At 59.4% G+C, this 23,811-nt stretch carries 28 protein-coding genes; 14 read left to right on the plus strand and 14 right to left on the minus strand.

The window, feature by feature from the left end:
- Position 1 precedes the first annotated feature (1 nt).
- Genes ACEWPL_RS04530 through ACEWPL_RS04560 form a run of 7 tightly spaced genes read right to left on the minus strand, consistent with a single transcriptional unit; the run spans position 2 to position 4,631 of the window.
- Positions 2-457 (minus strand): DUF411 domain-containing protein, encoded by a 456-nt coding sequence (locus tag ACEWPL_RS04530; protein WP_076530778.1) that lies wholly within the window; start codon positions 455-457, stop codon positions 2-4.
- A gap of 3 nt (positions 458-460) precedes the next feature.
- A complete protein-coding gene (locus tag ACEWPL_RS04535) occupies positions 461-1,834 on the minus strand; it encodes a M23 family metallopeptidase (protein ID WP_076530780.1) in 1,374 nt (457 codons plus the stop codon).
- Positions 1,831-2,457 carry an SCO family protein gene (locus ACEWPL_RS04540; protein WP_076530782.1) on the minus strand — a complete coding sequence of 209 codons (627 nt, stop codon included), beginning with the start codon at positions 2,455-2,457 and terminating at the stop codon, positions 1,831-1,833. Before ACEWPL_RS04540 ends, ACEWPL_RS04535 begins: the two co-directional genes overlap by 4 nt.
- A complete protein-coding gene (locus ACEWPL_RS04545; protein WP_076530783.1) occupies positions 2,457-2,924 on the minus strand; it encodes a copper chaperone PCu(A)C in 468 nt (155 codons plus the stop codon). The genes ACEWPL_RS04540 and ACEWPL_RS04545 overlap by 1 nt, the downstream gene beginning before the upstream one ends.
- 20 nt (positions 2,925-2,944) lie before the next feature.
- The gene (locus tag ACEWPL_RS04550) at positions 2,945-3,604 is read right to left on the minus strand and encodes a DsbA family protein (protein WP_076530785.1); all 660 of its coding nucleotides are present in this window, start codon (positions 3,602-3,604) and stop codon (positions 2,945-2,947) included.
- Positions 3,601-4,023, minus strand: coding sequence for a disulfide bond formation protein B (locus ACEWPL_RS04555; protein WP_076530787.1), 423 nt, complete (start codon positions 4,021-4,023; stop codon positions 3,601-3,603). The genes ACEWPL_RS04550 and ACEWPL_RS04555 overlap by 4 nt, the downstream gene beginning before the upstream one ends.
- 5 nt (positions 4,024-4,028) lie before the next feature.
- The gene (locus ACEWPL_RS04560; protein WP_244512535.1) at positions 4,029-4,631 is read right to left on the minus strand and encodes an SCO family protein; all 603 of its coding nucleotides are present in this window, start codon (positions 4,629-4,631) and stop codon (positions 4,029-4,031) included.
- A gap of 170 nt (positions 4,632-4,801) precedes the next feature.
- Between ACEWPL_RS04560 and ACEWPL_RS04565 the strand changes: the two genes are divergently transcribed.
- From ACEWPL_RS04565 to ACEWPL_RS04590, 6 genes are all read left to right on the plus strand, one after another.
- Positions 4,802-5,230: a MerR family transcriptional regulator gene (locus ACEWPL_RS04565; RefSeq protein ID WP_076530791.1), complete on the plus strand. Its 429-nt coding sequence runs from the start codon at positions 4,802-4,804 to the stop codon at positions 5,228-5,230.
- Position 5,231: 1 nt separating this feature from the next.
- Positions 5,232-5,558: a YnfA family protein gene (locus ACEWPL_RS04570; protein WP_076530792.1), complete on the plus strand. Its 327-nt coding sequence runs from the start codon at positions 5,232-5,234 to the stop codon at positions 5,556-5,558.
- 92 nt (positions 5,559-5,650) lie between these two features.
- On the plus strand, positions 5,651-6,262 hold the full coding sequence (locus tag ACEWPL_RS04575) for a cation efflux transmembrane domain-containing protein (protein ID WP_076530794.1): 612 nt from the start codon (positions 5,651-5,653) through the stop codon (positions 6,260-6,262).
- Between the two features lie 125 nt (positions 6,263-6,387).
- Positions 6,388-6,933 carry a c-type cytochrome gene (locus ACEWPL_RS04580; RefSeq protein ID WP_170846557.1) on the plus strand — a complete coding sequence of 182 codons (546 nt, stop codon included), beginning with the start codon at positions 6,388-6,390 and terminating at the stop codon, positions 6,931-6,933.
- 104 nt (positions 6,934-7,037) lie between these two features.
- Positions 7,038-7,808 carry a transglutaminase-like domain-containing protein gene (locus tag ACEWPL_RS04585; protein ID WP_076530797.1) on the plus strand — a complete coding sequence of 257 codons (771 nt, stop codon included), beginning with the start codon at positions 7,038-7,040 and terminating at the stop codon, positions 7,806-7,808.
- Positions 7,798-8,721: a cation diffusion facilitator family transporter gene (locus ACEWPL_RS04590; protein WP_076530799.1), complete on the plus strand. Its 924-nt coding sequence runs from the start codon at positions 7,798-7,800 to the stop codon at positions 8,719-8,721. Before ACEWPL_RS04585 ends, ACEWPL_RS04590 begins: the two co-directional genes overlap by 11 nt.
- Positions 8,722-8,852: 131 nt before the next feature.
- On the opposite strand, the gene ACEWPL_RS04595 is transcribed toward ACEWPL_RS04590, so the two are convergent.
- Both ACEWPL_RS04595 and ACEWPL_RS04600 read right to left on the minus strand, forming a co-directional pair.
- The gene (locus tag ACEWPL_RS04595; protein WP_076530801.1) at positions 8,853-9,725 is read right to left on the minus strand and encodes a DUF305 domain-containing protein; all 873 of its coding nucleotides are present in this window, start codon (positions 9,723-9,725) and stop codon (positions 8,853-8,855) included.
- Positions 9,726-9,863: 138 nt separating this feature from the next.
- A complete protein-coding gene (locus tag ACEWPL_RS04600; RefSeq protein ID WP_244512534.1) occupies positions 9,864-10,292 on the minus strand; it encodes a potassium channel family protein in 429 nt (142 codons plus the stop codon).
- Positions 10,293-10,621: 329 nt separating this feature from the next.
- Here ACEWPL_RS04600 and ACEWPL_RS04605 point away from each other — a divergent pair, with 329 nt between their 5' ends.
- Positions 10,622-10,828, plus strand: coding sequence for a heavy-metal-associated domain-containing protein (locus ACEWPL_RS04605; RefSeq protein ID WP_076530803.1), 207 nt, complete (start codon positions 10,622-10,624; stop codon positions 10,826-10,828).
- Between the two features lie 84 nt (positions 10,829-10,912).
- Here ACEWPL_RS04605 and ACEWPL_RS04610 read toward each other — a convergent pair whose 3' ends face one another.
- The 3 genes from ACEWPL_RS04610 to ACEWPL_RS04620 all read right to left on the minus strand — a co-directional run bounded on the left by ACEWPL_RS04610 (position 10,913) and on the right by ACEWPL_RS04620 (position 12,563).
- Positions 10,913-11,404, minus strand: a complete 492-nt coding sequence (locus ACEWPL_RS04610; RefSeq protein WP_393933640.1) for a c-type cytochrome — start codon at positions 11,402-11,404, stop codon at positions 10,913-10,915.
- Between the two features lie 75 nt (positions 11,405-11,479).
- Entirely contained in the window at positions 11,480-11,938 is a 459-nt protein-coding gene (locus ACEWPL_RS04615; protein ID WP_393933642.1) for a c-type cytochrome, read from the minus strand.
- A 115-nt stretch (positions 11,939-12,053) separates the two neighbouring features.
- On the minus strand, positions 12,054-12,563 hold the full coding sequence (locus ACEWPL_RS04620) for a cupredoxin domain-containing protein (protein ID WP_076530809.1): 510 nt from the start codon (positions 12,561-12,563) through the stop codon (positions 12,054-12,056).
- Between the two features lie 682 nt (positions 12,564-13,245).
- Here ACEWPL_RS04620 and ACEWPL_RS04625 point away from each other — a divergent pair.
- Both ACEWPL_RS04625 and ACEWPL_RS04630 read left to right on the plus strand, forming a co-directional pair.
- The gene (locus ACEWPL_RS04625) at positions 13,246-15,090 is read left to right on the plus strand and encodes a copper resistance system multicopper oxidase (RefSeq protein ID WP_076530810.1); all 1,845 of its coding nucleotides are present in this window, start codon (positions 13,246-13,248) and stop codon (positions 15,088-15,090) included.
- Positions 15,091-15,119: 29 nt separating this feature from the next.
- Entirely contained in the window at positions 15,120-15,824 is a 705-nt protein-coding gene (locus ACEWPL_RS04630; protein ID WP_076530812.1) for a copper resistance protein B, read from the plus strand.
- 63 nt (positions 15,825-15,887) lie between these two features.
- Here ACEWPL_RS04630 and ACEWPL_RS04635 read toward each other — a convergent pair whose 3' ends face one another.
- A complete protein-coding gene (locus tag ACEWPL_RS04635) occupies positions 15,888-17,276 on the minus strand; it encodes an ATP-binding protein (RefSeq protein ID WP_076530813.1) in 1,389 nt (462 codons plus the stop codon).
- Entirely contained in the window at positions 17,273-17,995 is a 723-nt protein-coding gene (locus ACEWPL_RS04640) for a response regulator (protein ID WP_076530815.1), read from the minus strand. Before ACEWPL_RS04640 ends, ACEWPL_RS04635 begins: the two co-directional genes overlap by 4 nt.
- Before the next feature lie 183 nt (positions 17,996-18,178).
- On the opposite strand from ACEWPL_RS04640, the gene ACEWPL_RS04645 reads away from it, so the two are divergent.
- The 5 genes from ACEWPL_RS04645 to ACEWPL_RS04665 all read left to right on the plus strand — a co-directional run bounded on the left by ACEWPL_RS04645 (position 18,179) and on the right by ACEWPL_RS04665 (position 23,648).
- Entirely contained in the window at positions 18,179-18,478 is a 300-nt protein-coding gene (locus tag ACEWPL_RS04645) for a hypothetical protein (protein ID WP_076530817.1), read from the plus strand.
- A 98-nt stretch (positions 18,479-18,576) separates the two neighbouring features.
- A complete protein-coding gene (locus ACEWPL_RS04650; protein ID WP_092746209.1) occupies positions 18,577-19,146 on the plus strand; it encodes an EF-hand domain-containing protein in 570 nt (189 codons plus the stop codon).
- 44 nt (positions 19,147-19,190) lie between these two features.
- Complete coding sequence (locus ACEWPL_RS04655; RefSeq protein WP_393933646.1) at positions 19,191-19,859, plus strand: TVP38/TMEM64 family protein; 669 nt, start codon at positions 19,191-19,193, stop codon at positions 19,857-19,859.
- A 9-nt stretch (positions 19,860-19,868) separates the two neighbouring features.
- Positions 19,869-21,212 carry an APC family permease gene (locus tag ACEWPL_RS04660; protein ID WP_083686958.1) on the plus strand — a complete coding sequence of 448 codons (1,344 nt, stop codon included), beginning with the start codon at positions 19,869-19,871 and terminating at the stop codon, positions 21,210-21,212.
- An 87-nt stretch (positions 21,213-21,299) separates the two neighbouring features.
- Positions 21,300-23,648, plus strand: coding sequence for a heavy metal translocating P-type ATPase (locus ACEWPL_RS04665; RefSeq protein WP_076530820.1), 2,349 nt, complete (start codon positions 21,300-21,302; stop codon positions 23,646-23,648).
- Positions 23,649-23,811 lie beyond the last annotated feature (163 nt).

Here is a 23,811-nt window from a genome sequence, read left to right on the forward strand (position 1 = left end):
ATTATCCTTCGGCGTAGGTGGAAAAGACTTCGGTCGATCCATCTTCTCGGATGAGAAAGACCTCATATGCTTCGCGGTCGTCTTCCGGTCCCATGCCGGGCGAGCCATAGGGCATCCCCGGCACCGCGAGCCCGACCGCATCGGGGCGCTCTTCGAGCAATCGGCGGATGTCGGCGGCCGGAACATGTCCTTCGATGACGTAGCCTTCCACAAATGCGGTATGGCAGGAGATCATGCGCTGCGGCACACCGTTATCCAGCTTCAAGCGCACTAAGGTGCCGGCAAACATGTCCTCACCAGTTGCCGTGAATCCATTCTCCTCCAGATGCTTCATCCACGATAGGCAGCAGCCGCATCCATTGGTTTTTTGAACATTGATTGCGGTGCCCTCGGCAAGCGCCTGCGCTGCCGGAGAAAGAGCGAGGAGCAAAGTAAGGACCTTGGTCAAGGGTTTCATGTGTCAGAGCCTTTCGGTTGCTGTCAGAACAGTATCAGGGTCAAGTTTCCTTGCCAGAAGAGCGCGTGCGGCCAAGAGGCGAGCCAAGGTGACTGTGTCTTCCAGTTCACTCTCGGACGCCTCGGCAAGCCGTTCGTCAGCAAGAGGATCGGTCGGGCGGCCATCTACCAAGACCTCGTAGTGCAAGTTGGGCCCAGTCGCGGTGCCTGTGGCTCCCACGCGGCCGATAAGATCGCCAGCGGCCACGCGCTGTCCCCGCGAGAGACCGTCCGGCACTGCGCTGAGATGGGCGTAGCGGGTCATCGTGTCGGAGCCGTGAGATATCTCAACGACGCGGCCATAACCTCCACGCCGCCCGATGAAACTGATCCGTCCGGGTGCCGTTGCCTTTACCGGCGTGCCTTGCGCCGCCGCGAAATCGACGCCGGTATGCATTCGAACATTTCCATAGACCGGATGGGTTCGGCGGCCAAAAACCGAGCTCAGGCGCGCGCCATCCACCGGCTGCGCGAAAATACGAAGCAACTCGCCGCCGACATAGATCGTGGCTTGGCCGCTTCCATCTTCTGGCCAGACCACCTCATAGAGTGAGCCGCCCATATCAAGCGCAGCAAAGGCCAAGTCCGGCTCTGCAATCCGTTCACCGCCGACGCGCGCCTCGCGCCACATCAGACGGAGTATTTCTCCACCTGACATCTCGCGACGAAAATCAACCGTCCCGCCCAACATCTGCGCCAGATCAACGGCGAAACGGGCTGGAATACCTGCTTCTGCCAGCGCATTGAACAGAGAGCTTTTAATGACGGCTTCGCCGGCGAGCGTCACGATGTCCGGATCAGGAGTGACGACCTGCGTGGCCAATTCTTCACCAAAGGTCACCTCGATCCGCACGCCGTCCTCGACTTCGAGAGACACTTTACGCGGACGACCATTTGCCTCGGAGATGACAGTGATTGAGTGCCCGGGTCGAAGGCGCCGCAGATCATATTCCGTCCCAAGCGCAAGAGCGATCTCCGCGCGGTCGGGCGACGCGAGACCGGCCTCGGACAGAACCACATCCAGAGTTTCCCCGGGTGCGATGGCGCGCGACCAGTTTACGGCGGAAGGCTCGAACTCAGGCAGGCCCGCCTCTGGCGCGCTGACCGTCAGCAGCGGAAGAGATCTGGATTCCGGCGCCCGTTCTTTGCGCGTGGCCGTGGGGCGTATGAACTTGGCGTCCATGCTTCGGGGAGCTTTGGGAGACTCGGGTATCCAGGCGCTGGCGGCAGCCAACGCATCCGGTGCTGGCTCCTTCGGCGAAGCCGAATAAAAGAAGAGTGCCGCACCGGAAAGTGTGCTCGCAGTCGCCAAGCCTACAGCTACGTTTCTGATCCTCATGTCGAGCCCTCCGTCTCAAAGTCCAGTGCGCGCCGAATCTTTGGGAGCGCGAATTTCCGTGGCTCGTGATAGTCGATGTTGGTGACGAACTGCCCCTCCGCATCGAACAGAAAAACGCTGGCCGTGTGGTTCATCGTGTAATCGCCACCCTCGGCCGGCACTTTTTCATAGCTTGCGCGGAAGCCGCCGACAGCGCGCGCGAGCTCTCTTTCGGGTCCAGTCCAGCCCCTGATCGCCGGATGGAAATTGCTCACGTAGTCCGCCAGGGCCTCGACTGTGTCGCGCTCGGGATCAACCGTGATGAACACCACGTTCAGGCGATCGGCTTCTTCTCCCAACTCGTCCAGCCAGCCGGAAATGTCTGAAAGCGTCGTCGGGCAGACATCCGGACAATAGGTGAAGCCGAAGAAAACCATGCTCGGACGACCAATGAGTGCATCGGGGTCCACATTGTTGCTTTCATGATCGATGAGGTCGAACTCCATGGACGATAATGCCAAGGGCCGCTTCCCCGCCTGTTCGGGCGCGCCCGGCCCGTCTACCCGCCACCAACCAGTGAAGAGTGTCATGGCGATCGCTCCGGCGCCGATTGCACCATATCCCAAGATTTTTCTTCGTTTCATCAGCCTTCGGGTCCGCGCGATGCTACGCTCAGGATCGGGACATCGGCAGTTATCTCGCTGCCATCGCCGAAAAGCAGTTTTAGCGTAAATGTCTGCCCCTCCGTCATCGGCTCATTCAGACGCATCAGCATCGCGTGGAGGCCACCCGGTTCAAGCGACACGCTCTCGCCCGGGGCGATCGTGATTTCGCCTGCCGGGCTCATGGAACTGACGCCCTCGGCATTGGTCTTGGTTTCATGGATCTCGGGCTTCATGGCGAGCGGTGTTTCGAGGCCGGTCAGTGTGACGGGCTCGTCGCCGGTATTACGGATCGTCATGTAAGCCGCTCCGGGACGGTTCGTTCCGATGGATGCACGAGACCATGCGTTCTCAATGACGATATCCTCGGGTCCGGCCAGTGCGGGCGCCGAAAGCCCTCCAAGGGTCAGAAACGTCGACAGCGCTCCGGTCAAAATTATCTTTTTCATCGCTCTGGTCCTTATTTCATTCAGCTTTGAGTGGCGGCGACTTCCACAGCCACGAGACTGCGGAGTTCTGCCTCTCCAAACGGATCAAGGGGCTTGCCATTGACGAAGAATGTCGGCGTCTGGCGAATTCCCACCGTTTCGACGTCGGCGCGATCCTGATTGAGGATTGCCACGACATCGGGCGCCCGCATCTGGTCGCGCGCAGCGCTGGCGTCGAGACCTGCCGAAGCGGCTATCTGGAGAACAAGGCCAGGCTCTGGCGCGCCGTGTGACGCCCATTTCGGTTGCTCTCGCATGAGAGCTTCCAGCACCGGCTCGAATACGCTCTGCATACGCGCTGCCTCCAACACGCGGATCGCTTCTTCGGAGGCTTCGCCATGGAACGGCGTGTAACGGATCACGGTGCGAACGCTCCCGTCGTGCTCGGCCATGATTTCCTTGACCACTGGATAGAAGGCCCGGCAGGCCTCGCAGGCGGGATCGAAAAACTCGACGATGGTAACGGGCGCGTCTGGTGGCCCAAGAATGGGAGAATAGGCCCGGATCAGTGCATCGGCTTTTTCTGGTGCCAAAGCCTCTCCCTCGGCCACTGGGCCCGGGCGGGTCGCATACCATGTCGCACCGCCAAAGCCGGCAACGCCGAGGGCGAAAATGGACAAGATCAGTCCGCGTCGTTTCATGCTCGTGTCTCCTTGAGTGAGATGGCCGATAGCGCGCCGATCGTGGCGAACGCGACGAAGGCCATAAGCGGGATTGGAATGCCAAAGATCAGCTGGTTGTCATCCGTGCAGGAGGGTCCGGCTGCGGTGCATGGCTGGATGCGCTCCGGGATCACGCCTGCGTAAAGGCCCATGTGCCAAAGCGCGACAGCGCCGCCGCCAAGCGCTAGGGCGATACCGTATCGGCCCACGCGGGCATCCCCCCACCACAGGCCAAGCCCGAGGATGATCACCAGCGGAAACATGAAGGCACGCTGAAACCAGCATAGAACACACGGTGCCTGCCCCAGCACCTCACCGATGAATAGCACGGCAAGCGAGGCGGCAAGCGCGATGATCCACGCAAGCCCCAAGGCTATTTCTGCAGAGGGTCGGGCCATGACAGTCAGATCCTCTCTCGCAGATCCGCCAAGATCTCCTCAGCGCGGGTGCCATAGGGCCACGACTCGGCAAAACCGGCTTCGGGATCGAAGAAGAACAGGTGCGACGTGTGACCCATAGTGTAGCCTCCGGGGGCTGCGGCTTCTTCGATCCGTTCGTAAAAGATCGGAAACGTCTCGGATGTCTTGGCGATCTGACGGGGCGTTCCGGTAAGCCCGATGATGTTCGAGTTGAATAGCGGCACGAATTGGGACAGCGTCATGGGCGTATCGCGTTCGGGATCGATGGTAATGAAGATCGGTTGCACCTTCGCCGCTTCGTCCCCCAAGCCGTCCATCACTGCCGCGACCTCCGACAGTGTCGTCGGACAGACATCGGGGCAGTTGGTGAACCCAAAAAAGACCAGCATCCATTGCCCGGCAAAGTCGTCCTGCGTGCGGAGCATGCCTTGATGATCGGTCAACTCGAACTCGGCCGAAAAAGGCGGATCGGACTCAATGCCCGCAAGGTCGCCACGCTTATCCGCCCCGACCATCAGCCACGCGACAACAAAGGCCGCAATTCCGGTAAAAACCCAGAGAATTCTTCTAACCGTTTTGAGAGACAACCTAGTTCGCCTGCTTTTGATTCTTGTCTGTCATGGGCTCTACATCCTCTAGCTACTGGAGGTTCAAGCGCAAAGCGCTTGCTCCGGTCAATGTCACGTCCATGTGAATGCGGCCCTTGCCGGGACCGGCGACCAAACCTACATCAACTGTATCTTTTTAGGAGGTGAACATGCTGACGATCGGCAGCTTGGCGAAGAGAACCGGGACGAAGGTTCAGACCATCCGCTATTACGAGCAGATTGGCCTAATGCCGGAGCCGGGCCGGACCGAAGGTGGACAGAGGCGCTATGGCGAGGCTGAACTGGATCGGCTGTCATTTGTCCGGCATGCGCGGCAACTCGGCTTTTCGCTGGACGCGATCCGCGAGCTGCTCGATCTCAGCGACCATCCCAACCGCTCTTGCGAGGAGGCCGACGCGATCGCGCGCCGCCAACTCAAGCAGGTAGAGCAACGCATGGCCCGCTTGAAGGCCCTTCGCACGGAACTCAAGCGAATGGTTCAGGAGTGTAGTGGCGGGCAAACCGCGGACTGCCGGGTGCTTGAGGTGCTGCGCGATCATTCCGAATGCTTGACCGCACATGACGAGATCGGCGCCTGAAATGCCCGCCACCTTGGCCTATCCGCTGGCCGCCCTTGCGGAAATTGCCGGATGCTTCGCCATCTGGAGCTGGTGGCGTCTTGGTGCATCTTCGGCATGGCTCATCCCGGGGATTGTCGCGCTCGTGGCATTTGGATGGCTTTTGGCGCAGGTCGAAACGGTGGCAGCGGGTCGCGCTTTCGCCGCCTATGGCGGGGTCTATATCGCAGCGTCAGTTCTCTGGATGTGGCTTGCAGAGGGCCATAGACCTGACAAATGGGATGTTCTCGGGACTGCTATCTGTTTGCTGGGCGCAGCGTTGATCCTCGCGGCTCCTCGGAACACCTGAGTGTTCCGGCCATGACGGGCCGACATACTTGTCAGGAACCCGGATACATCCGGGGTGTTTCAGTCACGTAGCATTTGAGCATGGAAGCCAACATGAGCATCGGAAAAGACGTGGTTGAGAGGCGAACGCTCTGGATAGTTCTGGGTCTGAATATCTTTCTTGCCGCGAGCTTTTTCGTAACCGGCGCTGTGGGCGACTCTAGCGCCCTTGTCGCCAATGGGCTCGACAATCTTTCCGACAGTTTTGTCTATGTGATAAGTCTTTTCGCCCTGTCCCGGTCGGCAAGATGGAAACGCGGTGCCGCGAACATTTCAGGCGCATTGTTGATCTTGTTCGCGCTGGGCATTCTCTACGATGCGTGGCGCCGGTATGTTGGAGGCTCGGACCCACTGGGCATCATGATGGTTATAATGGCCCTGATCGCGGCTGCAGTAAACGCGGTTTGCGTCTGGTTGCTTGCCCGGCTCAAGGATCCGGACGTCAACATACGCGCAGCGAACACATTTAGCTGGAATGACTTTGCAGCCAATCTCGGGATCATTGTCGCGGGGGGACTCGTCGCTTGGCTTGGGGTAAATTGGCCTGATCTTGTCGTGGGAGTGATCGTCGCCATGATCGCGGCATGGGGCGGGGTCGGAATCTTGCGCGACGCACATGAGGAACATCACGAAGCCTCTCATGGTAACGAACAGGGTCGAGATTGAACGAACGGGGCAGCGTTGCTGGATCTCACGAAGACGACGAAGAAGTCCCTGCTGCAAACCCGCGACAGTGCAACCTGCCTGTGATATCTTGCTTTTTGTGATCAACAATGGCGAGGGATTTAGAGATGAAACCATATGGATTGCGAACCTTGGCAATTGGAGCCCTCATCGGCTTTGCGGCCGTCGCAGCTTCGGCTCAACAACAACGAGGGGACTGGTGGGGGCATGGCTCAATGGGGCCAGGGCACATGCGTTCCGGCCAGAGCGGCGGCTGGGGCATGGGCAGCATGGGTCCGGGGCAACAGCAGCGGATGCAGAGACATTGGACCTACATGAATGAAGGCGTGCCGACGGCTTACCGAGGCGCGAGGAGCAGCGTCCGCGCGACGCCTGAAGTTGTCTCCGAAGGGCGAAAGCTATACATGGATAACTGTGCGAGTTGCCATGGGTCCGATGGGCTCGGCGATGGTGATGCGGGCCGCTCACTTGAACCATCGCCGGCCATTCTTCGGTCGTTCGTTCAGATGCCTATGTCAGGAGACGAGTATCTGCTCTGGGCGATTTCCGAGGGTGGAGAGCGCTTCGAAACCGCGATGCCCGCCTTCAAAGAGAGTCTCAGCGAAGACGACATCTGGAAAATCATCGCATACATGCGGGCGGGATTTCCGTAACCTTGTTTAAGGCGAGCAGTCGACCGTCAATTGCGCCATCCCCCTTGAATCTACAGTAACTGTAGACACTACGTTGCTTCTCGAACGATTCGAGGAGACATGAAATGGGTGAAGTTGACCCGCTGCTTTTCGCCACGCGCCTACTGGACTACACTTCGCCCGATGTCACACGCCTCATCTTGCGTCGTGGCTGGCAGGGCCTTTCCCGGAACGAGAGAATTGGAGCGGCATATGAATTTGTCCGCAATGAGATCGCGTTTGGTTACAATCATGCGGATGATATTCCTTCCTCAAGAGTGCTGGCCGACGGCTATGGCCAATGCAACACGAAGGGCACTCTTCTCATGGCCCTCTTGCGTGGCCTTGGCATCGGTTGTCGGCTGCACGGCTTCACCATTCACAAAGAGCTTCAGCGCGGTATCGTGCCCGAGTCGGTTTTCCGGTTGGCACCGCGCGAGATCTTGCATTCATGGATTGAGGTGGAAACGCAAGGCGGTTGGATCAGCCTTGAAGGCTTCATTCTCAACGCACCCTTCCTGGCGGCACTTCAGCGCGCGTTCAGCGCTTCGGACGAATTATGCGGCTTCGGTGTTGGAACGACCAGCCTGAGTGCGCCGCCGGTCGCATGGACGGGCAAGGACACCTACATCCAAAGGACCGGCATAATCCGCGACCTCGGGACATATCATAGGCCCGATGAATTCTACGCGAACCATCGCCAGGAGCTTGGTGTTCTGCGCACTTGGCTTTACCGCCATGTCATCCGCCACCGGATGAACCAGCGTGTGCGCGCGATCCGGCGTGGCAAGATGCCAGGTATTATCGGCGCCGCCCTACCGAACCACCGACATGAGGAACCGCACCATGCCGCATGACCACGGTCACGCTCATATCGATCCCACATCCGGCGACCGGCGCGTATCCGTTGCCATCTGGGCCAACGCTATTCTGACCGTTGCGCAGATTGTCGGCGGCATCCTCTCGGGGAGCCTCGCGCTCATTGCGGATGCGCTGCATAACTTTTCCGACATGGCGTCGCTTGTCATCGCCTTCGTGGCGAGAAAGATTGCGCGACGACCGGCGGACTCGCGCATGACCTTCGGCTATGGCCGCATCGAGATCGTCGCTGCGCTGATTAACTATACCACGCTGATATTGATCGGGTTCTACCTGATCTACGAAGGCGGCATGCGCATGATTGATCCGCCCGAAGTGCAAGGCTGGACAGTCGTGATCCTGGGCGGTGTTGCGCTCGTTGTAGATACCCTCACTGCAGTGCTGACCTATTCGATGCAGAAAGGCAGCGTGAATATCCGCGCCCTCTTTTTGCATAACCTGTCAGATGCGCTTGCATCGGTAGCAGTCATCGTCGGCGGCTCGCTGATCATCCTATACGATATGCGATGGGTGGACCCTGCGATCACCATCGGCATCGCGCTCTACATTCTCTATCTTGCCCTTACCGAAATCGGTGGCCCAGTCCGCACCCTGATGCTGGGCAGCCCCCCGGATATCGATAGCCACGCCGTCATCAAGGCGATCCGCGGTGTCGAAGGCGTCGCGGACGTTCATCACGTGCATCTTTGGCAGATGCAGGAACATGAGGCGGCGCTAGACTGCCACGTCGTCGTCAGGTCCGACGCGTGGTCCCATATCGAAGCACTCAAGAGCCGCATCAAAACAGTGCTCGAGGAGCAATATGATATTGGCCATTCAAGCCTGGAATTTGAGCATGAAGACCGTGCCCATAAGAACGCCGATCTCTACGGCCACGAACAGTCCGATTAGGTAGAAGGACCAGCGCCGATTAAAACACGACCGTGCACAGCACACACTCCCTCCCGGCTTGAAAAGTTCACGAGAAGACTAGGGCTCTCTGGAGCGCAGGCCTCGGTCGTTTCTTGGGATGCGTCGCTGCGTCACGATTTGCAGCTGTAAAAGCCGCGATATCCAGCGGACAACCCAGCATCCAACTCGAGTAGGAGCGTCGCGTCGACCGGCGTTTCAGCGACATTCTCAAGGCTGCTTGAGCCATCTGCAGCGTTCAACTGCATCGTTGCACCGTCAGTCATAAAGGTTTGACCTTCCGCGTCGGCATCCAGACGCACCAGATCACCACTCAACTTGACCAGCGCTACACGGGCGCCATCCACGTTGCCAATGGCCAGCGAGGCCGGGCTTTTCGTCGTGTAATTGAAGGTGCAGGCCGCGCCGTCAGGGAACAACTGCTTGATTTCTTCATCCTTGAGAAACTCCGCATCGACCCTAGCCACCTTTGCGGTGGAAAGTGCTTCTTCCAGGCTGACAATCTGCGTCGGCGAATCGCCGCTCTCGTCGGTGGTCACGCCTGAGGCCTCGATATCGTTGATGAGGTAGCGCATCTCGGCGATTTCCTTGTCTTGCGCGAAGATGATCCCGTCGGCGAGCTTGCGCACGCGAGTATCCTCGATGTTAGCCCGACCCGAGGTCATGATGGCGATGGAATGGTGCGGGATCATCGCGCGCATGTAGCTGGTGTCACCCACGGTCGTCTGGCTGCGCACCAACCACAAGGAACCTGCGACAGCGACTGTCGCACCGATAAAGATGGCGGCGTTGATCGCCTTGCTGGAATACATCGCGAGCATGAAGGACAGCATGATGATCGCCATTACGCCCCCCATCAGGATCGCCATGTAGGCGCGCGTCTCGGACCAGAAGATATGCGTCCACAGAAACGTGTTGAGATACATCAGGATGAACATCACGACTGTTGATGTCGCGATCATGGCGGCAAATCTCCAGTAGGGCATGGCTTTTCCCCTTTTGCATAAGGATGCTCGAAACCTCGGTTTCGGCCTTTTGAATGAGGATAATTCGGCCTTTTGAATGAGGATAAAACCATGCTCCAGCGCTGGAGGGTTCCGAAAAAAAAGAATTTCCTCGCATTCTCAGGGTCGCCGCTTGTCGTGCGTCGTGACCAGGAAGATCGTTGACGCCGAGCAGCTGATCAGGAGAAAACCATTCAGCGCCTCGACACCCGCGAGAAAGCGCAGGTGCCCGGTAGGGTAGATGTCCCCGAGCCCGAGTGAGGTGTAATTGACCACCGAGAAATAGAAGACATCCATAAAGGAAGTGACGTTGCCGGCTTTGAAGCCGCCTACTCCCATTTGTTCGCCAAGGGCAAACCCAAGTGCATAGAGGCCAGCTTCGGCGACATGGGCCATGGCGAGCACGTAGAGAGCCACTAGAAGCCCTCGCATGCCTGTGACGTTCCTGCGCTCGGTCAGTCGCATGACAAAGGACATCGCGTGCGCATGCACCACCCCGCAAAGGCCGAAGAGCAAAACGGCCAATCCCGCCGCTATCACCATTTCCATCTGCTCCTCGGGCTGCACGCAAACCAAACAAGGCCACCAACATCTGAGTTGCAGGCCTTTACTCTGTAAAACCTCGAGCGACGGATAACCGCACGGCAATGCACGATACCATTTGCGCCACGCGGTCGAGGCGAAGAGCTGTTGTTCGTCATCCTAGATCTTTCCTGCACTAGGCGATGCGGGGCGCAGAGCCGAGCACCTTTCAAGTGGCGAGGTCGATGATTGAACTTTGAGGAGCGGCGGAAAGTTTCGCCCCATCTCTTGACCTTCCAGCGCAGGAGCACCCCATCTCGCAGGGAAAGAAAAGTAGATGCACAAAGGAGATGACCATGAAACAATTTAAGGTTCCCGGCATGAGCTGCGGCCATTGCACCTCGACCATCGAGAAAGCGATCAAGGCAGCCGACCCTGCTGCACGAATGAGTTGCGACACGGGATCGCGGATGATCGAAGTCGAAAGCGTTCTGGACGCTCCAGCGCTCCTCGGGGTGATCCAAGGCGCGGGATATGATGTTCAAGTGATGGCGGGTGCCTGACCAACATTTTCGAATTACCACAGAACGCCTTGGCAAGTGGCTAGAGCTTCGCGGTGTCTCCGTTTTTGGTGAGGTTGCGCAACCTCACAAACCGCTCGCCTCAGTATCTTTGGCACTTCTCCGGGCTTGCGCGTTTTGCTTCTCCTGCGGCCATGTTGATTTGATGAACGCCAAGATGTTTCTGATCTGATCATCTGTCAGGTCATCGCCAACCCCCGGCATCCCGCTGGCAAAGTCGACGCCCTGTCGGGCAAGTGTTTCCGCGCCACCCCATTTCGTATAGTCGAAAAGGGTTGCGTCAGAGTGATGCCAAGTATGACCCGTTTCATCGTGGGGCGGCGCCGGGAAAACATCGTCTGTTCCAGGTGACTGCCAGTCGGGCTGGCCTTCTAGCTCAGCACCGTGACAATCCGCGCAATAACCCTGGTAGAGATCCGAACCTTCAGTCAAATCGAATTTTGCCGGAGGTGGCATCCTCGCCTGTTCGCCAAGCGTCAGAAACCAGATAAGCAAAATGGCTGAGATGAGACCGATAGGGCAGCCTAGCATCCATCTTTTTCTAGCGACTTTGTCCATGTTTTCGCCAAAAGCTCCTAGCATAAGAAGCACATCCCAAGCGGCCCGCCCGAAAGGCTGAGTTCACGCTTTGGATCAAAAAACCCCATTTTCTCGCTGTAATTCGCGCACATAACGGGTGATTAGTTTGACTTCGGCGTCGGTCACACCGCCAACCGGGGCCATATTTCCGAATTGCCAGTGATGCGCGCGCACACCGTTCTTGGCCGCCATGACAAACGCCATATCCGAATGGTGGCTGGGCTCATAAATCTTGTGAACGAGAGGGGGCGCGATGCCGTTCTGCCCGGCGGCGTTGGTCCCGTGGCACTCGGCACATTTTGCCTCATAGGCCCGCTTGCCGATCTGCGCATCCGCCGTCAATTTAGCTGGCACAGTCACATCGGCGATTAGCGCGCCCTGTCCGATGTCGTTGCTGTCCGAGGGCGCCATGGAGCGCCCCGCTGTCTGCGGCGCTTGCGGCATCACCCCCCAGTAGGTGGCCGCCGCGCCGATAGCCAAAAGCGCCAAAAGTGATAATCGTTTGGTGTTCATGGATCCTCAAGATTCCTTGTCTTGCGGCTAGATCGCGCTTGTCGATCTACCGTGCAGGGGGCCTCTTCAGGCAAGACCGACTCGCCCGAGGGGGCGTCCCCTCGGGCCTGTCCCGCTAGTGACCCGAAAACTCGATGTCGCCGACCATTCCGCCTTCAAGGTGCCCGGGCACGTTGCAGGCAAAGCCCATCTCAGTAGCTTCTGTGAAAGTCCACACGAGTTCGGCGCTCTGCCCTGGATCAAGGAGTGCGGCATTCGGATCATTGTGCATCATGCCGCCTTGCATCATCTTGGCATGATCGAGCTTGTTCATCGTCATCATCCCCGATGTCATCATCTTCTGCATCTCGGACTTATGCCCTCCCCAGGTCTCCTTGGTGCCCAGATTGAACTCATGGACGAGCTTGCCATCGTTGCGCACCACGAACTTTATCGTCTCACCTTCAGAGACGCTGATGGTTGCGGGCTCGTATTTCATCTCGGACATGCTGACCTCGATAATGCGATCGACCTTTGCCGGATCGCCCGCCTCGCCGATGGAGGAGCCATGCCCCGGACTCGCCACAGCGGAGCCTGCAAAAAGAATAAGACCCGTAACGGCCCCTATGGATCTGAAAAATGTCATCGCGCTTCCTTGGTTGGATACTGAATACGAAGTGGGCAACCACCGCCTTTGAAAGCCGTGTCCGCCTCAGTTTGACAAAGAAAAGGATTCCTGCGCGGGAGGGTCAAGCGCACATCGCGGGCTTTATTGTAACGAAGTGTAAGCTTGCAGTTTCAGCGGATATGACAGATTTTTTTGGAGGATCTTTAGAAGCGGACAAGTCTGGATAAGATGGCACAGCTGCGCAGATTTTTGGGGGGATGGCTTCTTGCCTTGGCCGTGATGGTTTCGGCGATCACTCCCCATATGGCGGCTGCGAACGAGACCCCTCGCTCCTCGCAAGCGACTAAGATGGCCGATGATGGACGGGCTCATGCCGTTTGTCTCCCGGACAGTATGGATCACCACCAGTCGGACGGCTGTGCAGCCATGATGGCGCATTGTGCAACAGTGCTGCCGCAACCCTCCGCAATACCTCGGCTGATGGCGCTTCAGCTCCCGACTTATTACGCCTTCGGCACTGCAGGGTGGGACGTTCTCGCATTCTTTGGTGACACGCCTCCTCCACGAGGGTGAGGTCACCCAATATTTCTGCCTGAATAGGGCGAGACGATCCGCAGCAGCACTTCGCGTGTCTCTCCTGTTCGTGGCAATGCGCGCGCATTTCAGCGCTATTCCCAAAACAATTCCGAAAGGACCGGAGATGAAACCCATCCCCCTTTTCAAAACGGCCATTCTAGCCGCGGCCCTCGCCCTGTCCGGCGGCATGACGATGGCAGGCACCTACAATGTCAGCGTCGACAAGATCCGCATCGACACCGGAACGTTCAAGAAGACCGGCATTGGCTATAACCGCAGCCAGACCCCGACCGTCCTGCGCTTCAAGGAAGGCGAGCAGGTCACGATCAACGTCAAGAACAACCTGCGCGAAAGCACCTCGATCCACTGGCACGGCCTGATCCTACCCTTCCACCAGGACGGTGTTCCGGGCATCAGCTATAACGGGATCAAACCGGGCGAGACGTTCACCTACCAGTTCCCGATCGAACAGGCTGGCACCTACTGGTTCCACAGTCACTCCGGTTTTCAGGAGCCCGACGGAGCATATGGCGCCATCGTAATCGAGCCGAAGGGCGGCGAGACGGTCCGCGCCGACCGCGACTACGTGGTGCAGCTGACGGATAAACATCCCCATAGCGGCGATCGCATTTTCCGCAATCTCAAGATGTCTGCCGATTACTACAACCGCTCTCAGCGCACGCTCGAGGACTTGGTGCGCGATTCCCGCGAGGATGGCTTCAAGCAGGCTCTTCAAAATCGGGCGATGTGGGGCAAGATGCGCATGATGCCCACGGATATCGAAGATGTCCAAGGCTTCGAGCCGCTCATCAACGGTATGAGCACGGAACAGAACTGGACCGGCCTGTTCAAGCCCGGCGAGAAGGTGCGCCTGCGCCTCATCAACTCCTCCGCCATGACCTATTTCGATGTCCGCATTCCGGGACTGAAGATGACAGTCGTTCAGGCTGACGGCAACGACGTCAAGCCGGTGACGGTGGACGAGCTGCGTATCTCGGTGGCAGAAACCTATGACGTGATCGTCCAGCCCCGCGAGGCCAAGGCTTACGGCATCATCGCTGAGTCGATGGGCCGGACCGCCATGGTGCGCGGGTCGCTCTCGCCCAAGCAAGGCTATGCCGGGCTCATCCCGCGCATGCGTCCGCAACCACTGCTGACCATGGCCGATATGGGCGGCATGATGGACGGCATGTCGATGGACATGGGTGGCATGGATCATAGCGGCATGACGATGTCCTCGCAGGGCACGACGATGCCGGAGGGTATCGACCATAGTCAGATGGATATGTCGGGCAGCATGGAGGGCATGGATCACAGCAAGATGGACATGTCCGACGACATGGAGGGCATGGACCATAGCAATATGGATATGTCCGGTGGCACGCAGGCCATGGACCACAGCAAGATGGATATGTCCGGTAGCACGCAGACCATGGACCATAGCCAGATGGCGATGCCGGGCATGAACCACAGTGCCCGTGACAGCAGGGTCGGCGAGTTCTACGCGCCGGGCAGCGGCCTGATCCCCAGTGCGGCGAATGGTGGCAAGTTCCTGTCCTACAACGACCTGAAGGCGGCCAGACCGCTCTACCGGGATCGCCCGGCGACCCGCACGATCGAGCTGCGCCTGACCGGCAACATGGAGCGCTACATCTGGTCGATCAACGGCAAGAAGTTGGAGGACGCCGACCCGATCCGCCTGAAATACGGCGAACGCGTGCGCTTCAAGTTCGTCAACGAGACGATGATGAGCCACCCGATGCACCTGCACGGTATGTGGACGATCCTCGATACCGGCAAGGGCAAATGGGATCCGATCAAGCACACGGTCAGCATCGCACCAGGCACCACCGTCTACACCGAGACCGAGGTCGACGCGACCGGCCAATGGGCGTTCCACTGCCACCTGTCCTATCACGCCGAGGCGGGCATGTTCCGCAAGGTGATCGTTGAAGGCGGTCCGTCATGAGCGGCCCTATCAGGAAAGGAATCAATCCTATGAAACCTATCTATCTGACCTCATTTGCCGCAGCGCTCACCGCCCTTCTCGGCGCACCGGCAGCGGCCGAGAAGCCCATCTGGGGGTTTCAGGCCGAGCAACTCGAATATCGCTTCAACGATGGCGAGGATGCCGTGGTGTGGGATTTCGACGCACTTGCCGGCACCGATGAGTTGCGCTTCGTCTGGCGCAGCGAGGGCGAGCTGGGAGAGTCCTCGGGCGAGTTCGAGGGGCTGGAGAATCAGCTCCGCCTGCAGATGCCTATTTCGGACTTCTTCGACTCGGTCGTCGGCATCCAGGCAAGCACACCCGACGGCGGTCCGGATCGCTACAACGCCGTATTCGGCGTCAAGGGTCTTGCCCCGCAATGGTTCGAGGTCGATGCCGATCTCTATGTCTCGGATCACCCGTTTTTTCGGGCTGAGGCCGAGTATGAGGCGCTTCTGACAAACCGGCTGATCCTGGTGCCCAGCGTCGAGATGACCTTGCCCTTCAAGGACGACACGGCGGCCAATCAGGGCGCCTGGGGCCCGACAGTCGAGATCGGGGCACGCATCAGCTATGATCTGATCGATCGCGCGGTATCGCCCTATGTCGGCATCAATTACGAGCGGGCCTTTGGCGACACATCGGACATGCTGCGCGCAGCGGGCGAGGACAAGGATGCCTTCTCGGTCGTCGTGGGCACGCGGATCATGTTTTAGGCAAGATTGAGCACGCCCCTCGCAAGACACTTGCGGGGGGCCATTCCTATTCGAAACAGCAAGTCAGACGCTGTTCTCCCGCGGCAGGATCAGCGTCGCCCTCAGGCCGCCTGCGGACCGATTTTCCAGGATGACGTCACCGCCATGCGCCCGCGCGATCGTCCGGGCAATCGACAGACCCAGACCGGTGCCGCCAGTATTGCGTGACCGTGACTGCTCCAGCCGGAAATAGGGCTCGAACACGCGCTCAAGCTCTGCCTCGGGAACGCCGGGGCCCTCGTCCAATACCTCGATGGCAAGGCTGCCATCATTCGCCCGCACTGTCACGAAAGCGCCACCGCCGTAGCGTTCCGCGTTCTCGACAAGGTTCCGCAGGGCGCGGCGGATTGCGTTGGGTCGCATTCGGATCTGGAGAGCCGGCACATCACGCATCTCGAAACCGCCCGCCATGTCCTGCCGCAGCTTCTCGAGAAACGTGCCTACATCCAGCGTCTGCACCTCTTCCGACATGGCCATGCCGCGCGCGAAAGCTAGGGTTTGCTCGACCATCTCCTGCATCTCTTCGATCGAGGAAACCATGCTGTCGCGAATGTCGTCCTCATCCACCAGTTCCGCATGCACACGCAGCGCCGTCAGAGGCGAGCGCAGGTCGTGCCCTAAGGCCGCAAGCACCCTAGTGCGATCCGCGATATGGCGTGTCAGCCGATCCTGCATCTCGTTAAAGGCCACTGTCAGGTCGCGCACTTCGCGCGGGCCTGTTGCGGGCAAGGCACCGGGCGCTTCACCTTTGCCAAAGCGCTCAGCTGCCGAGGCCACGCGCCGCAAAGGCCCCGTGAGACGGCTCAGAAGGAACCAGATCGCGGCAATCAACAGAAACGCGGCGGTGATCCCGAAGCTCAGTGTCGAGATGACGGGCCATTGTAACGGAGGGCGATTGAACCGGGTATCGACATTCAGCCAGCGGCCATCTTCGAGCCCGACCGACACGGTCATCTCCAGTGTCGACAATGCGCCTTGCATCATCTGCAGATGCATCGTGCTGGCGTCCGCATTGATATGCGACATGGGTGTCAGACTGCCCTCGGCCTCGTGCAGTTCCACTCGGATGGGGCGATCGTCGTCCGGGCCGAGAAGCGCGCGCATCCGCGCCTCGACGCTGCCGCCATCCTCATGATCGAGATGATCGACCTCGGGCTGCTCCGTTATGCTGAACCGCACAAGAGGCGAGTCTGCGGCGCGCAAGATGGACGCTTGCAAATCCGTCGGCGCCTCCTCGATCAGGCGCGCGACATTCGCCGCCCGGCCGGCGGCTTCGGATCCGAGCGCGGCGCGCACAGCGAGGCCACGCTCATCGACGAAAAGCCATAGGCTGATGGCTTGGGCCAGCAAAAGCGCGCCGATGATCAGCAGCACAAGCTGCCCCCGCAAGCTGCCAAGGAACCGGCGCGTCATGTTGCGTCCTCGACATCTGCCGACAGGCAGTATCCCCCGCCCCGAACCGTCGTGATCAGCTTCGGGCGCATCGGATCCTTTTCGACCCTGCGGCGCAGCCGGCTGACCTGATTGTCGATTGTCCGGTCAAAGAGACCCGCCGTGCGGCCTGCAGTGAGATCCAGCAGTTCGTCCCGCGTCAGCACAAGGCGCGGCCGTTCCAGAAGAACGGTCAGCAGCTTGAATTCCGACACTGAGAGCTGCGCCTCCGCACCGTCCTCATCGACCAGAACCCGCGTATCCGTGTTCAATGTCTGGTGTCCGAAACTGATTCGTCGGCCCGCAAGGGAGCCGGCGAACATCTCGGGTCGGCCCGCGCGTCGGAGAATCGCCTTGATCCGCGCCAATAGCTCGCGCGGATTGAACGGCTTGGCCAAGTAATCATCCGCGCCCACTTCAAGGCCAACGATGCGGTCCATCTCCTCGCCAAGTGCGGTAAGCATGAGGATCGGGATCGTGCCGCTTGACGAGAGGCGACGACAGATCGAAAGCCCGTCCTCGCCCGGCATCATCACGTCCAGCACGATCAGGTCGAACCGGCTCTTGGCGAGCGCGGCATCCATCTCGGATGCATTCTCGGCCTTGGTCACGCGCATCCCGTTCTTGATGAGATAGCGCGACACCGCGTTCCGGATCTCGAGGCTGTCGTCGACGACAAGGATATGATGCGCATCTGCCATGGGAGGACGTTACCGAATTTTGTATCGGAATGTATCCGCCAAACGCCTGAAAAATGTAACGAAAGGTATCGTGGTTCGGCGTCGTGACATGGTGATACAAACCCGCCTCTCAGCCCCGTTGAAGCCACCCTCGCAATGCTCAAGTAGAAGTCATCGACAACGAGAGCAGAAGGAAGCCTCAACATGAAACGTAGCACCATCCAGATTTTCGCCCTGATCGGCGCCATCTCCGCAGGCGGCGCGGCTTATGCCAACCAAGGCCATATGAGCGGCCATCACCAGCTGCCTGAAAACACATCCGTCCAGAACAACGGCTCGTTCAGCACCGGCGACGTCCAGCACCTTGACCGCTACAGCGATGGCACTCTGATGGCGAAGCCGGGAGAAGACACTCACGCTGATACCGTTCACGCCCGCAATACAAAGACCAACGCTGATGGTATCGACGGCCCGCTGCCGCCCGAAGCCGGCGCTGACCGCTGAAACCCGTCGACTGACCACCGATCTGCAAGGCACCTGCGTGGCGCCCGCGGATCGGAACAGACCGCGCCCTGAAATGTTGCCCTCAAGCGCAGTGATGAATGCAGGGACGGCATCGCGTCCTCATCATCGCGCTTTCGCTATATGTTTTCGAAACCTCAAGAACGGAGATCACCATGTCTACTCACCCTCTTTTCATCCTCGCTTTAGCCGCATCGACAGCCGTAGGATCGGCGGCGCTGGCCCAAACGGACCACGGCCATGGCACCAAGTCGTCGACCGATGCAGCCACGAGCCAAAAAAGCCCTGCTGGCATGATGGGGAACATGCATTCTGGCAAAGGCATGATGGGCGGCATGATGGCCGACATGATGAAGATGGCCGACAAGGACGGTGACGGCGCCGTCAGCGCTGATGAGATGCGCGACATGATGCAGACCAGGCTGTCCGAAAACGACGCGGACGGCGATGGAAGCCTGTCCCCAGCCGAATTCGAAGCGATGCACATCAAGATGATGCAGCAACACCTGACCGAGCGGTTCGCGCAACTAGACACCGATGGCAACGGCGCCCTCAGCAGCGATGAGATGGCCGCACATGCCGAGATGATGTCCAAGATGCACTCTGGCGCAGGTGGTATGGGCCACGGATCACACAAGAAACAGGACTGAAGCGGTTAGACCCGAGGTCTGGATGATCGGCGAGGGCCCCACGCATGCTCGGAGAATTATCGTCGCGGCAACGCACCACGGTCGTGGTTGTCCTTCTCGGCTTCGGCGCCGCCGTGGCGATCCTTTTTGGTCCTTGGGAGCTGCCGATCGATGAGTTGAACGGGGCGCGAATAGAAACCTGGCTCAGGGCTGCCGGTTTCTGGGGCCCGCTTCTGATCGTGCTTCTCATGACTGCCGCGATCGTCGCCTCGCCGATCCCCAGCGCGCCCATCGCCTTGGCGGCGGGCGCGGCATATGGCCATACGGCGGGCACCGTCTACGTCGTCATCGGCGCCGAGCTCGGGGCGCTCATCGCTTTCGCGCTCGCGCGGTTTCTGGGTCGCGACATCATGGTGAAGTGGTTCGGCGAGAAGGTGGATCTTGGCTGGCTCGGCTCGCAGAACGCATTGACCGGGGCAGTGCTGGCCAGTCGCCTCATGCCTTTCGTCTCGTTCGATCTGGTCAGTTACGCGGCCGGGCTTAGCGGATTGCATTTCTGGCGTTTCGCGCTGGCTACCTTGGCCGGGATCATCCCGGCCAGTTTTTTTCTGGCGCATTTCGGCATGGAGGCCGTGAGTGGCAAGCCAGGCTCTGCCACGTGGATCGCGATCGGCCTTGGTATCGTGACGCTCATCCCATTGGTTGCCATCGCCGTGCGAGAGCGGGGCAAATGACAAGAACAAATGAAATTTAAGGAAATTGATGTGACCTCGGAGTATCAGAAAAACAGCATATCCCTCGCAGGCGCTATCGCGATGGGCACAGGCGTCATGATCGGCGCCGGGATCTTCGCACTGACCGGTCAGATCGCCGAGCTTGCCGGACCTCTCTTTCCGTTGTCGTTCATCGTTGGCGCCATTGTCACAGCGTTCAGCGCTTACAGCTATATCAAGGTGTCGAACGCTTACCCCTCGGCGGGCGGCATCGCGATGATCCTGCAAAAAGCCTACGGGCCGACGACCATAGCCGCAGGCGCGGCCCTGCTGATGGCCTTGTCCATGGTCATCAACGAGAGCCTCGTAGCGCGAACCTTTGCAACCTATTTACTACGTGGCCTCGGTATGGATCAGTCCTCGTGGCTGGTGCCCGCGCTTGGCGTTAGCCTCATAGTCTTTGCCTACCTGATCAACGCTGCTGGCAACAAATCCGTCGGGCTGTTTTCCATCGTGATGGCCGTCATCAAGGTGGGTGGCATCGCGCTCTTCGGGGCGGCAGCACTCTGGGCGGGCGGCATTTCATTCGAGGCCGCCTCTGATCAGCAATCGACACAGGCGACTGGCTTCGTCGCTTCCGTCGCGCTGTCCATCCTGGCGTTCAAGGGCTTTACCACCATCACCAATAGCGGGGCCGAGGTCACCAGCCCTCATCGCAATGTCGGACGGGCGATCATCGCATCCATTGGCATCTGCGTGATCGTCTATCTACTGGTCGCCTTCGCCGTCGGATCCAGCCTGAGCCTGGAGGAGATCGTGGCCGCCAAGGACTATGCGCTGGCCGAAGCTGCCGGGCCAACGCTAGGGCAGACAGGCTTCTACCTGACTGTCCTTCTGGCCATTGTCGCCACCTCGTCGGGCCTGATCGCCAGCATCTTCGCGGTCTCGCGCATGCTGGCCATGCTGACCGACATGAAGCTGATCCCTCATAGCCATTTCGGCATGACGGGCAAAATCCGAGATCACACGCTGGTCTACACGGTCGTCATCGCGGGCGTGCTGACGGTCTTTTTCGATCTCAGCCGGATCGCATCTCTCGGCGTGTTCTTCTACCTCGTAATGGACATGATCATCCATTGGGGTGTGTTTCGTCATCTGAAGGAAGACATCGGGGCCAAGGGGTGGGTCATGCTTTGCGCCATCGCCCTTGATGTCGTCGTTCTCGCGGCATTTACCGGGATGAAATGGCAAAGTGATCCGCTCATCGTTTTCATATCGCTGGGGCTCATGGCGGCTGTCTTTGTCTTCGAGTGGCTATTCCTGCGCAAAAGGAGCCAAAACGACGCTGAGCCTCACTCAGACATGCAGAAATAAGCGATGCGCACGCGTTCTGGATCATGACTTGACCCTCCCCCCGCTGGAACGCCCATCTTCTGAACTGCAAAGCAATCGGAGCACGTCATGACAAAAAATCATCCACACCACCATGACGGCAGCGTCGGACACAACGTGCCGGAGGGTGCAAAGTCCGCACAGGATCCTGTTTGTGGCATGACGGTTGCCGTCACTGAAGAGACCCGCCACGAGGATTTCGGCTCGGAGCGATTTCACTTCTGCTCCGAAGGCTGCCAAGCGACATTCCAGAGCGACCCATGGTATTACGCTTCTGGCCGCAGCAGGGAAGCCGCTGTCGCGGCGACCCCCGGAACGCAATACACATGCCCGATGCATCCCGAAGTCATCCGCGATGAGCCTGGCGCGTGCCCGATCTGTGGCATGGCGCTTGAGCCGCTTCTGCCCACGGATGAACCCAGCGAGGAACTGGTCGATTTCACGCGGCGCATGTGGATCAGCGCGGTGGCGGCGGTGCCGCTGGTGATCCTGACTATGGGCGAGCTTGTCGGCCTGCCGGTCAGGGACTGGCTGGGTCACCAACTGGCCATCTATATCGAGTTCGTTCTGGCGACGCCTATCGTGCTCTGGGCCGCGGCGCCATTTTTCCGCAGAGGCTGGGAGTCGATCCGCAATGTTTCGCCCAACATGTGGACGTTGATCGCGCTCGGTGTCGGCGCGGCATATCTCTACTCACTTTTCGCGACCTTTCTGCCGGGCGTTTTTCCCGCCGAATACAGGATGGGTGAAAGCGTCGGCACGTATTACGAGGCCGCGGTTGTCATCATCACGCTGATTTTCGTAGGTCAGGTGCTGGAGTTGCGAGCGCGCGAGAAAACAGGTGACGCAATCAAGGCGCTGCTCGATCTGGCGCCGAAGACAGCCCGGCGCATCCTTCCAAATGGCGATGAATATGAGGCCCCCCTCGAAAACATCCGTGAAGACGATCTTCTGCGCGTTCGGCCTGGTGACAGCGTCCCGGTGGATGCGGAGGTCGTCGAGGGACATTCAAGCATCGATGAAAGCATGATCACCGGCGAACCGCTGCCCGTAGAGAAACGGGAGGGTGATCGCGTGACCGGGGGCACGATTAACAAGAACGGCACATTGGCGATCCGGGCCACCCAGGTCGGCGCAGACACGATGTTGGCCCAGATCGTCGAGATGGTCGCCGGTGCGCGCCGCTCCCGGGCGCCGATCCAGGGCATGGCCGACAGGGTTTCGTCGATCTTCGTCCCGACCGTCGTGGCCATTGCGCTGACCTCTTTCGCTGTCTGGCTCTGGATCGGTCCAGATCCAGCATTGGCTTTCGCCATTGCCTCTGCGGTTTCCGTGCTAATCATCGCTTGCCCCTGTGCCTTGGGCCTTGCCACGCCGATCTCGATCACGACTGCCGCCGGGCGCGGGGCGCAAGCCGGCGTTTTGATCAAGGATGCCGAAGCGTTGGAGCGCATGGCGCGGGTCGACACGCTGATCGTGGATAAGACAGGAACGCTAACCGAAGGACGCCCCAAGCTTACCGATGTCGTGGCCATGGCTGATATCATTGACGAGACCCTTCTTGGGCTGGCCGCCGCGCTGGAGCGTGGATCGGAGCATCCCTTGGCCGAAGCAATCGTTGAGGGCGCCCGGACCCGCGATATCGTCATTGAGAAGGCGTCGGATTTCGAGTCTGTGACCGGGAAGGGTGTGCAAGGACTGGTCGGAGGTAGACAAGTTGCCCTTGGCAACCCGGCGATGATGACCGAGTTGGGCATCGATACGCAAGAAGCCGACAAGGCCGCCGATGAGTTACGCGCTCAAGGCAAGACCGCGATGTATGTTGCGCTGGACGGCGCACTCGCCGGGCTGGTGGCTGTTGCCGATCCTATCAAGGAAACCACCGCCAGCGCGATCCGCGAGCTTCACGCGGTCGGCCTTCGGGTCATCATGGCGACAGGCGACAATCAGCGCACCGCAGAAGCCGTCGCCGGGCAACTGGGCATCGACGAAGTTCGCGCTGGCGTTCTGCCCGAGGACAAGAAAGCGCTGGTGGAAGAGTTGCGCGCAAAAGGCGCCTCCATTGCCATGGCAGGCGACGGGGTCAACGACGCTCCGGCCCTCGCAGCCGCCGATGTGGGCATCGCAATGGGCACAGGTGCGGATGTTGCTGTAGAAAGCGCCGGCATCACGCTCCTGAGCGGCGACCTTGTCGGTATTGTCAGGGCACGCAAGCTGGCCAAGGCTACGCTTCGGAACATCAAGCAGAACCTTTTCTTTGCATTCATCTACAACGGGGCTGGAGTGCCGATTGCCGCCGGCATCCTCTATCCCTTCACAGGCATTTTGCTTTCACCCATGATCGCAGCCGCCGCCATGAGCCTGTCGTCGGTTTCAGTCATTACGAATGCACTTAGATTGAGGCGGCAGAAGCTCTGATGACATGGCTGAGCACAGATCATCACGGTTTGCCCTTCGCTTGCGTTCACGCGCTTCTTACTTGACCTGCGTATGATTAATCGTAACTCAAGGGTATGGTAGCTTCATTCCGCAATTGCAGGCCGAGACTGGTCGTCCGACTGGCACATACCGTGCTCATGGG

The sequence above is a fragment of the Roseovarius roseus genome (assembly GCF_043355935.2).
Classification (GTDB): Bacteria; Pseudomonadota; Alphaproteobacteria; order Rhodobacterales; family Rhodobacteraceae; genus Roseovarius; species Roseovarius roseus.

What these genes read in the sequence shown, in the direction of transcription:
- ACEWPL_RS04550 (WP_076530785.1), bottom strand. Translation starts at nt 3,604, where the DNA reads ATGAAACGACGCGGACTGATCTTGTCCATTTTCGCCCTCGGCGTTGCC.
- ACEWPL_RS04600 (WP_244512534.1), bottom strand. Translation starts at nt 10,292, where the DNA reads ATGGAAATGGTGATAGCGGCGGGATTGGCCGTTTTGCTCTTCGGCCTT.
- ACEWPL_RS04590 (WP_076530799.1), top strand. Translation starts at nt 7,798, where the DNA reads ATGCCGCATGACCACGGTCACGCTCATATCGATCCCACATCCGGCGAC.
- ACEWPL_RS04625 (WP_076530810.1), top strand. Translation starts at nt 13,246, where the DNA reads ATGAAACCCATCCCCCTTTTCAAAACGGCCATTCTAGCCGCGGCCCTC.
- ACEWPL_RS04545 (WP_076530783.1), bottom strand. Translation starts at nt 2,924, where the DNA reads ATGAAAAAGATAATTTTGACCGGAGCGCTGTCGACGTTTCTGACCCTT.
- ACEWPL_RS04655 (WP_393933646.1), top strand. Translation starts at nt 19,191, where the DNA reads ATGCTCGGAGAATTATCGTCGCGGCAACGCACCACGGTCGTGGTTGTC.
- ACEWPL_RS04630 (WP_076530812.1), top strand. Translation starts at nt 15,120, where the DNA reads ATGAAACCTATCTATCTGACCTCATTTGCCGCAGCGCTCACCGCCCTT.
- ACEWPL_RS04570 (WP_076530792.1), top strand. Translation starts at nt 5,232, where the DNA reads ATGCCCGCCACCTTGGCCTATCCGCTGGCCGCCCTTGCGGAAATTGCC.
- ACEWPL_RS04555 (WP_076530787.1), bottom strand. Translation starts at nt 4,023, where the DNA reads ATGGCCCGACCCTCTGCAGAAATAGCCTTGGGGCTTGCGTGGATCATC.
- ACEWPL_RS04595 (WP_076530801.1), bottom strand. Translation starts at nt 9,725, where the DNA reads ATGCCCTACTGGAGATTTGCCGCCATGATCGCGACATCAACAGTCGTG.
- ACEWPL_RS04580 (WP_170846557.1), top strand. Translation starts at nt 6,388, where the DNA reads ATGAAACCATATGGATTGCGAACCTTGGCAATTGGAGCCCTCATCGGC.
- ACEWPL_RS04640 (WP_076530815.1), bottom strand. Translation starts at nt 17,995, where the DNA reads ATGGCAGATGCGCATCATATCCTTGTCGTCGACGACAGCCTCGAGATC.
- ACEWPL_RS04585 (WP_076530797.1), top strand. Translation starts at nt 7,038, where the DNA reads ATGGGTGAAGTTGACCCGCTGCTTTTCGCCACGCGCCTACTGGACTAC.
- ACEWPL_RS04650 (WP_092746209.1), top strand. Translation starts at nt 18,577, where the DNA reads ATGCAGGGACGGCATCGCGTCCTCATCATCGCGCTTTCGCTATATGTT.
- ACEWPL_RS04575 (WP_076530794.1), top strand. Translation starts at nt 5,651, where the DNA reads ATGAGCATCGGAAAAGACGTGGTTGAGAGGCGAACGCTCTGGATAGTT.
- ACEWPL_RS04660 (WP_083686958.1), top strand. Translation starts at nt 19,869, where the DNA reads ATGAAATTTAAGGAAATTGATGTGACCTCGGAGTATCAGAAAAACAGC.
- ACEWPL_RS04605 (WP_076530803.1), top strand. Translation starts at nt 10,622, where the DNA reads ATGAAACAATTTAAGGTTCCCGGCATGAGCTGCGGCCATTGCACCTCG.
- ACEWPL_RS04565 (WP_076530791.1), top strand. Translation starts at nt 4,802, where the DNA reads ATGCTGACGATCGGCAGCTTGGCGAAGAGAACCGGGACGAAGGTTCAG.
- ACEWPL_RS04635 (WP_076530813.1), bottom strand. Translation starts at nt 17,276, where the DNA reads ATGACGCGCCGGTTCCTTGGCAGCTTGCGGGGGCAGCTTGTGCTGCTG.
- ACEWPL_RS04665 (WP_076530820.1), top strand. Translation starts at nt 21,300, where the DNA reads ATGACAAAAAATCATCCACACCACCATGACGGCAGCGTCGGACACAAC.
- ACEWPL_RS04610 (WP_393933640.1), bottom strand. Translation starts at nt 11,404, where the DNA reads ATGGACAAAGTCGCTAGAAAAAGATGGATGCTAGGCTGCCCTATCGGT.
- ACEWPL_RS04540 (WP_076530782.1), bottom strand. Translation starts at nt 2,457, where the DNA reads ATGAAACGAAGAAAAATCTTGGGATATGGTGCAATCGGCGCCGGAGCG.
- ACEWPL_RS04530 (WP_076530778.1), bottom strand. Translation starts at nt 457, where the DNA reads ATGAAACCCTTGACCAAGGTCCTTACTTTGCTCCTCGCTCTTTCTCCG.
- ACEWPL_RS04620 (WP_076530809.1), bottom strand. Translation starts at nt 12,563, where the DNA reads ATGACATTTTTCAGATCCATAGGGGCCGTTACGGGTCTTATTCTTTTT.
- ACEWPL_RS04645 (WP_076530817.1), top strand. Translation starts at nt 18,179, where the DNA reads ATGAAACGTAGCACCATCCAGATTTTCGCCCTGATCGGCGCCATCTCC.
- ACEWPL_RS04615 (WP_393933642.1), bottom strand. Translation starts at nt 11,938, where the DNA reads ATGAACACCAAACGATTATCACTTTTGGCGCTTTTGGCTATCGGCGCG.
- ACEWPL_RS04535 (WP_076530780.1), bottom strand. Translation starts at nt 1,834, where the DNA reads ATGAGGATCAGAAACGTAGCTGTAGGCTTGGCGACTGCGAGCACACTT.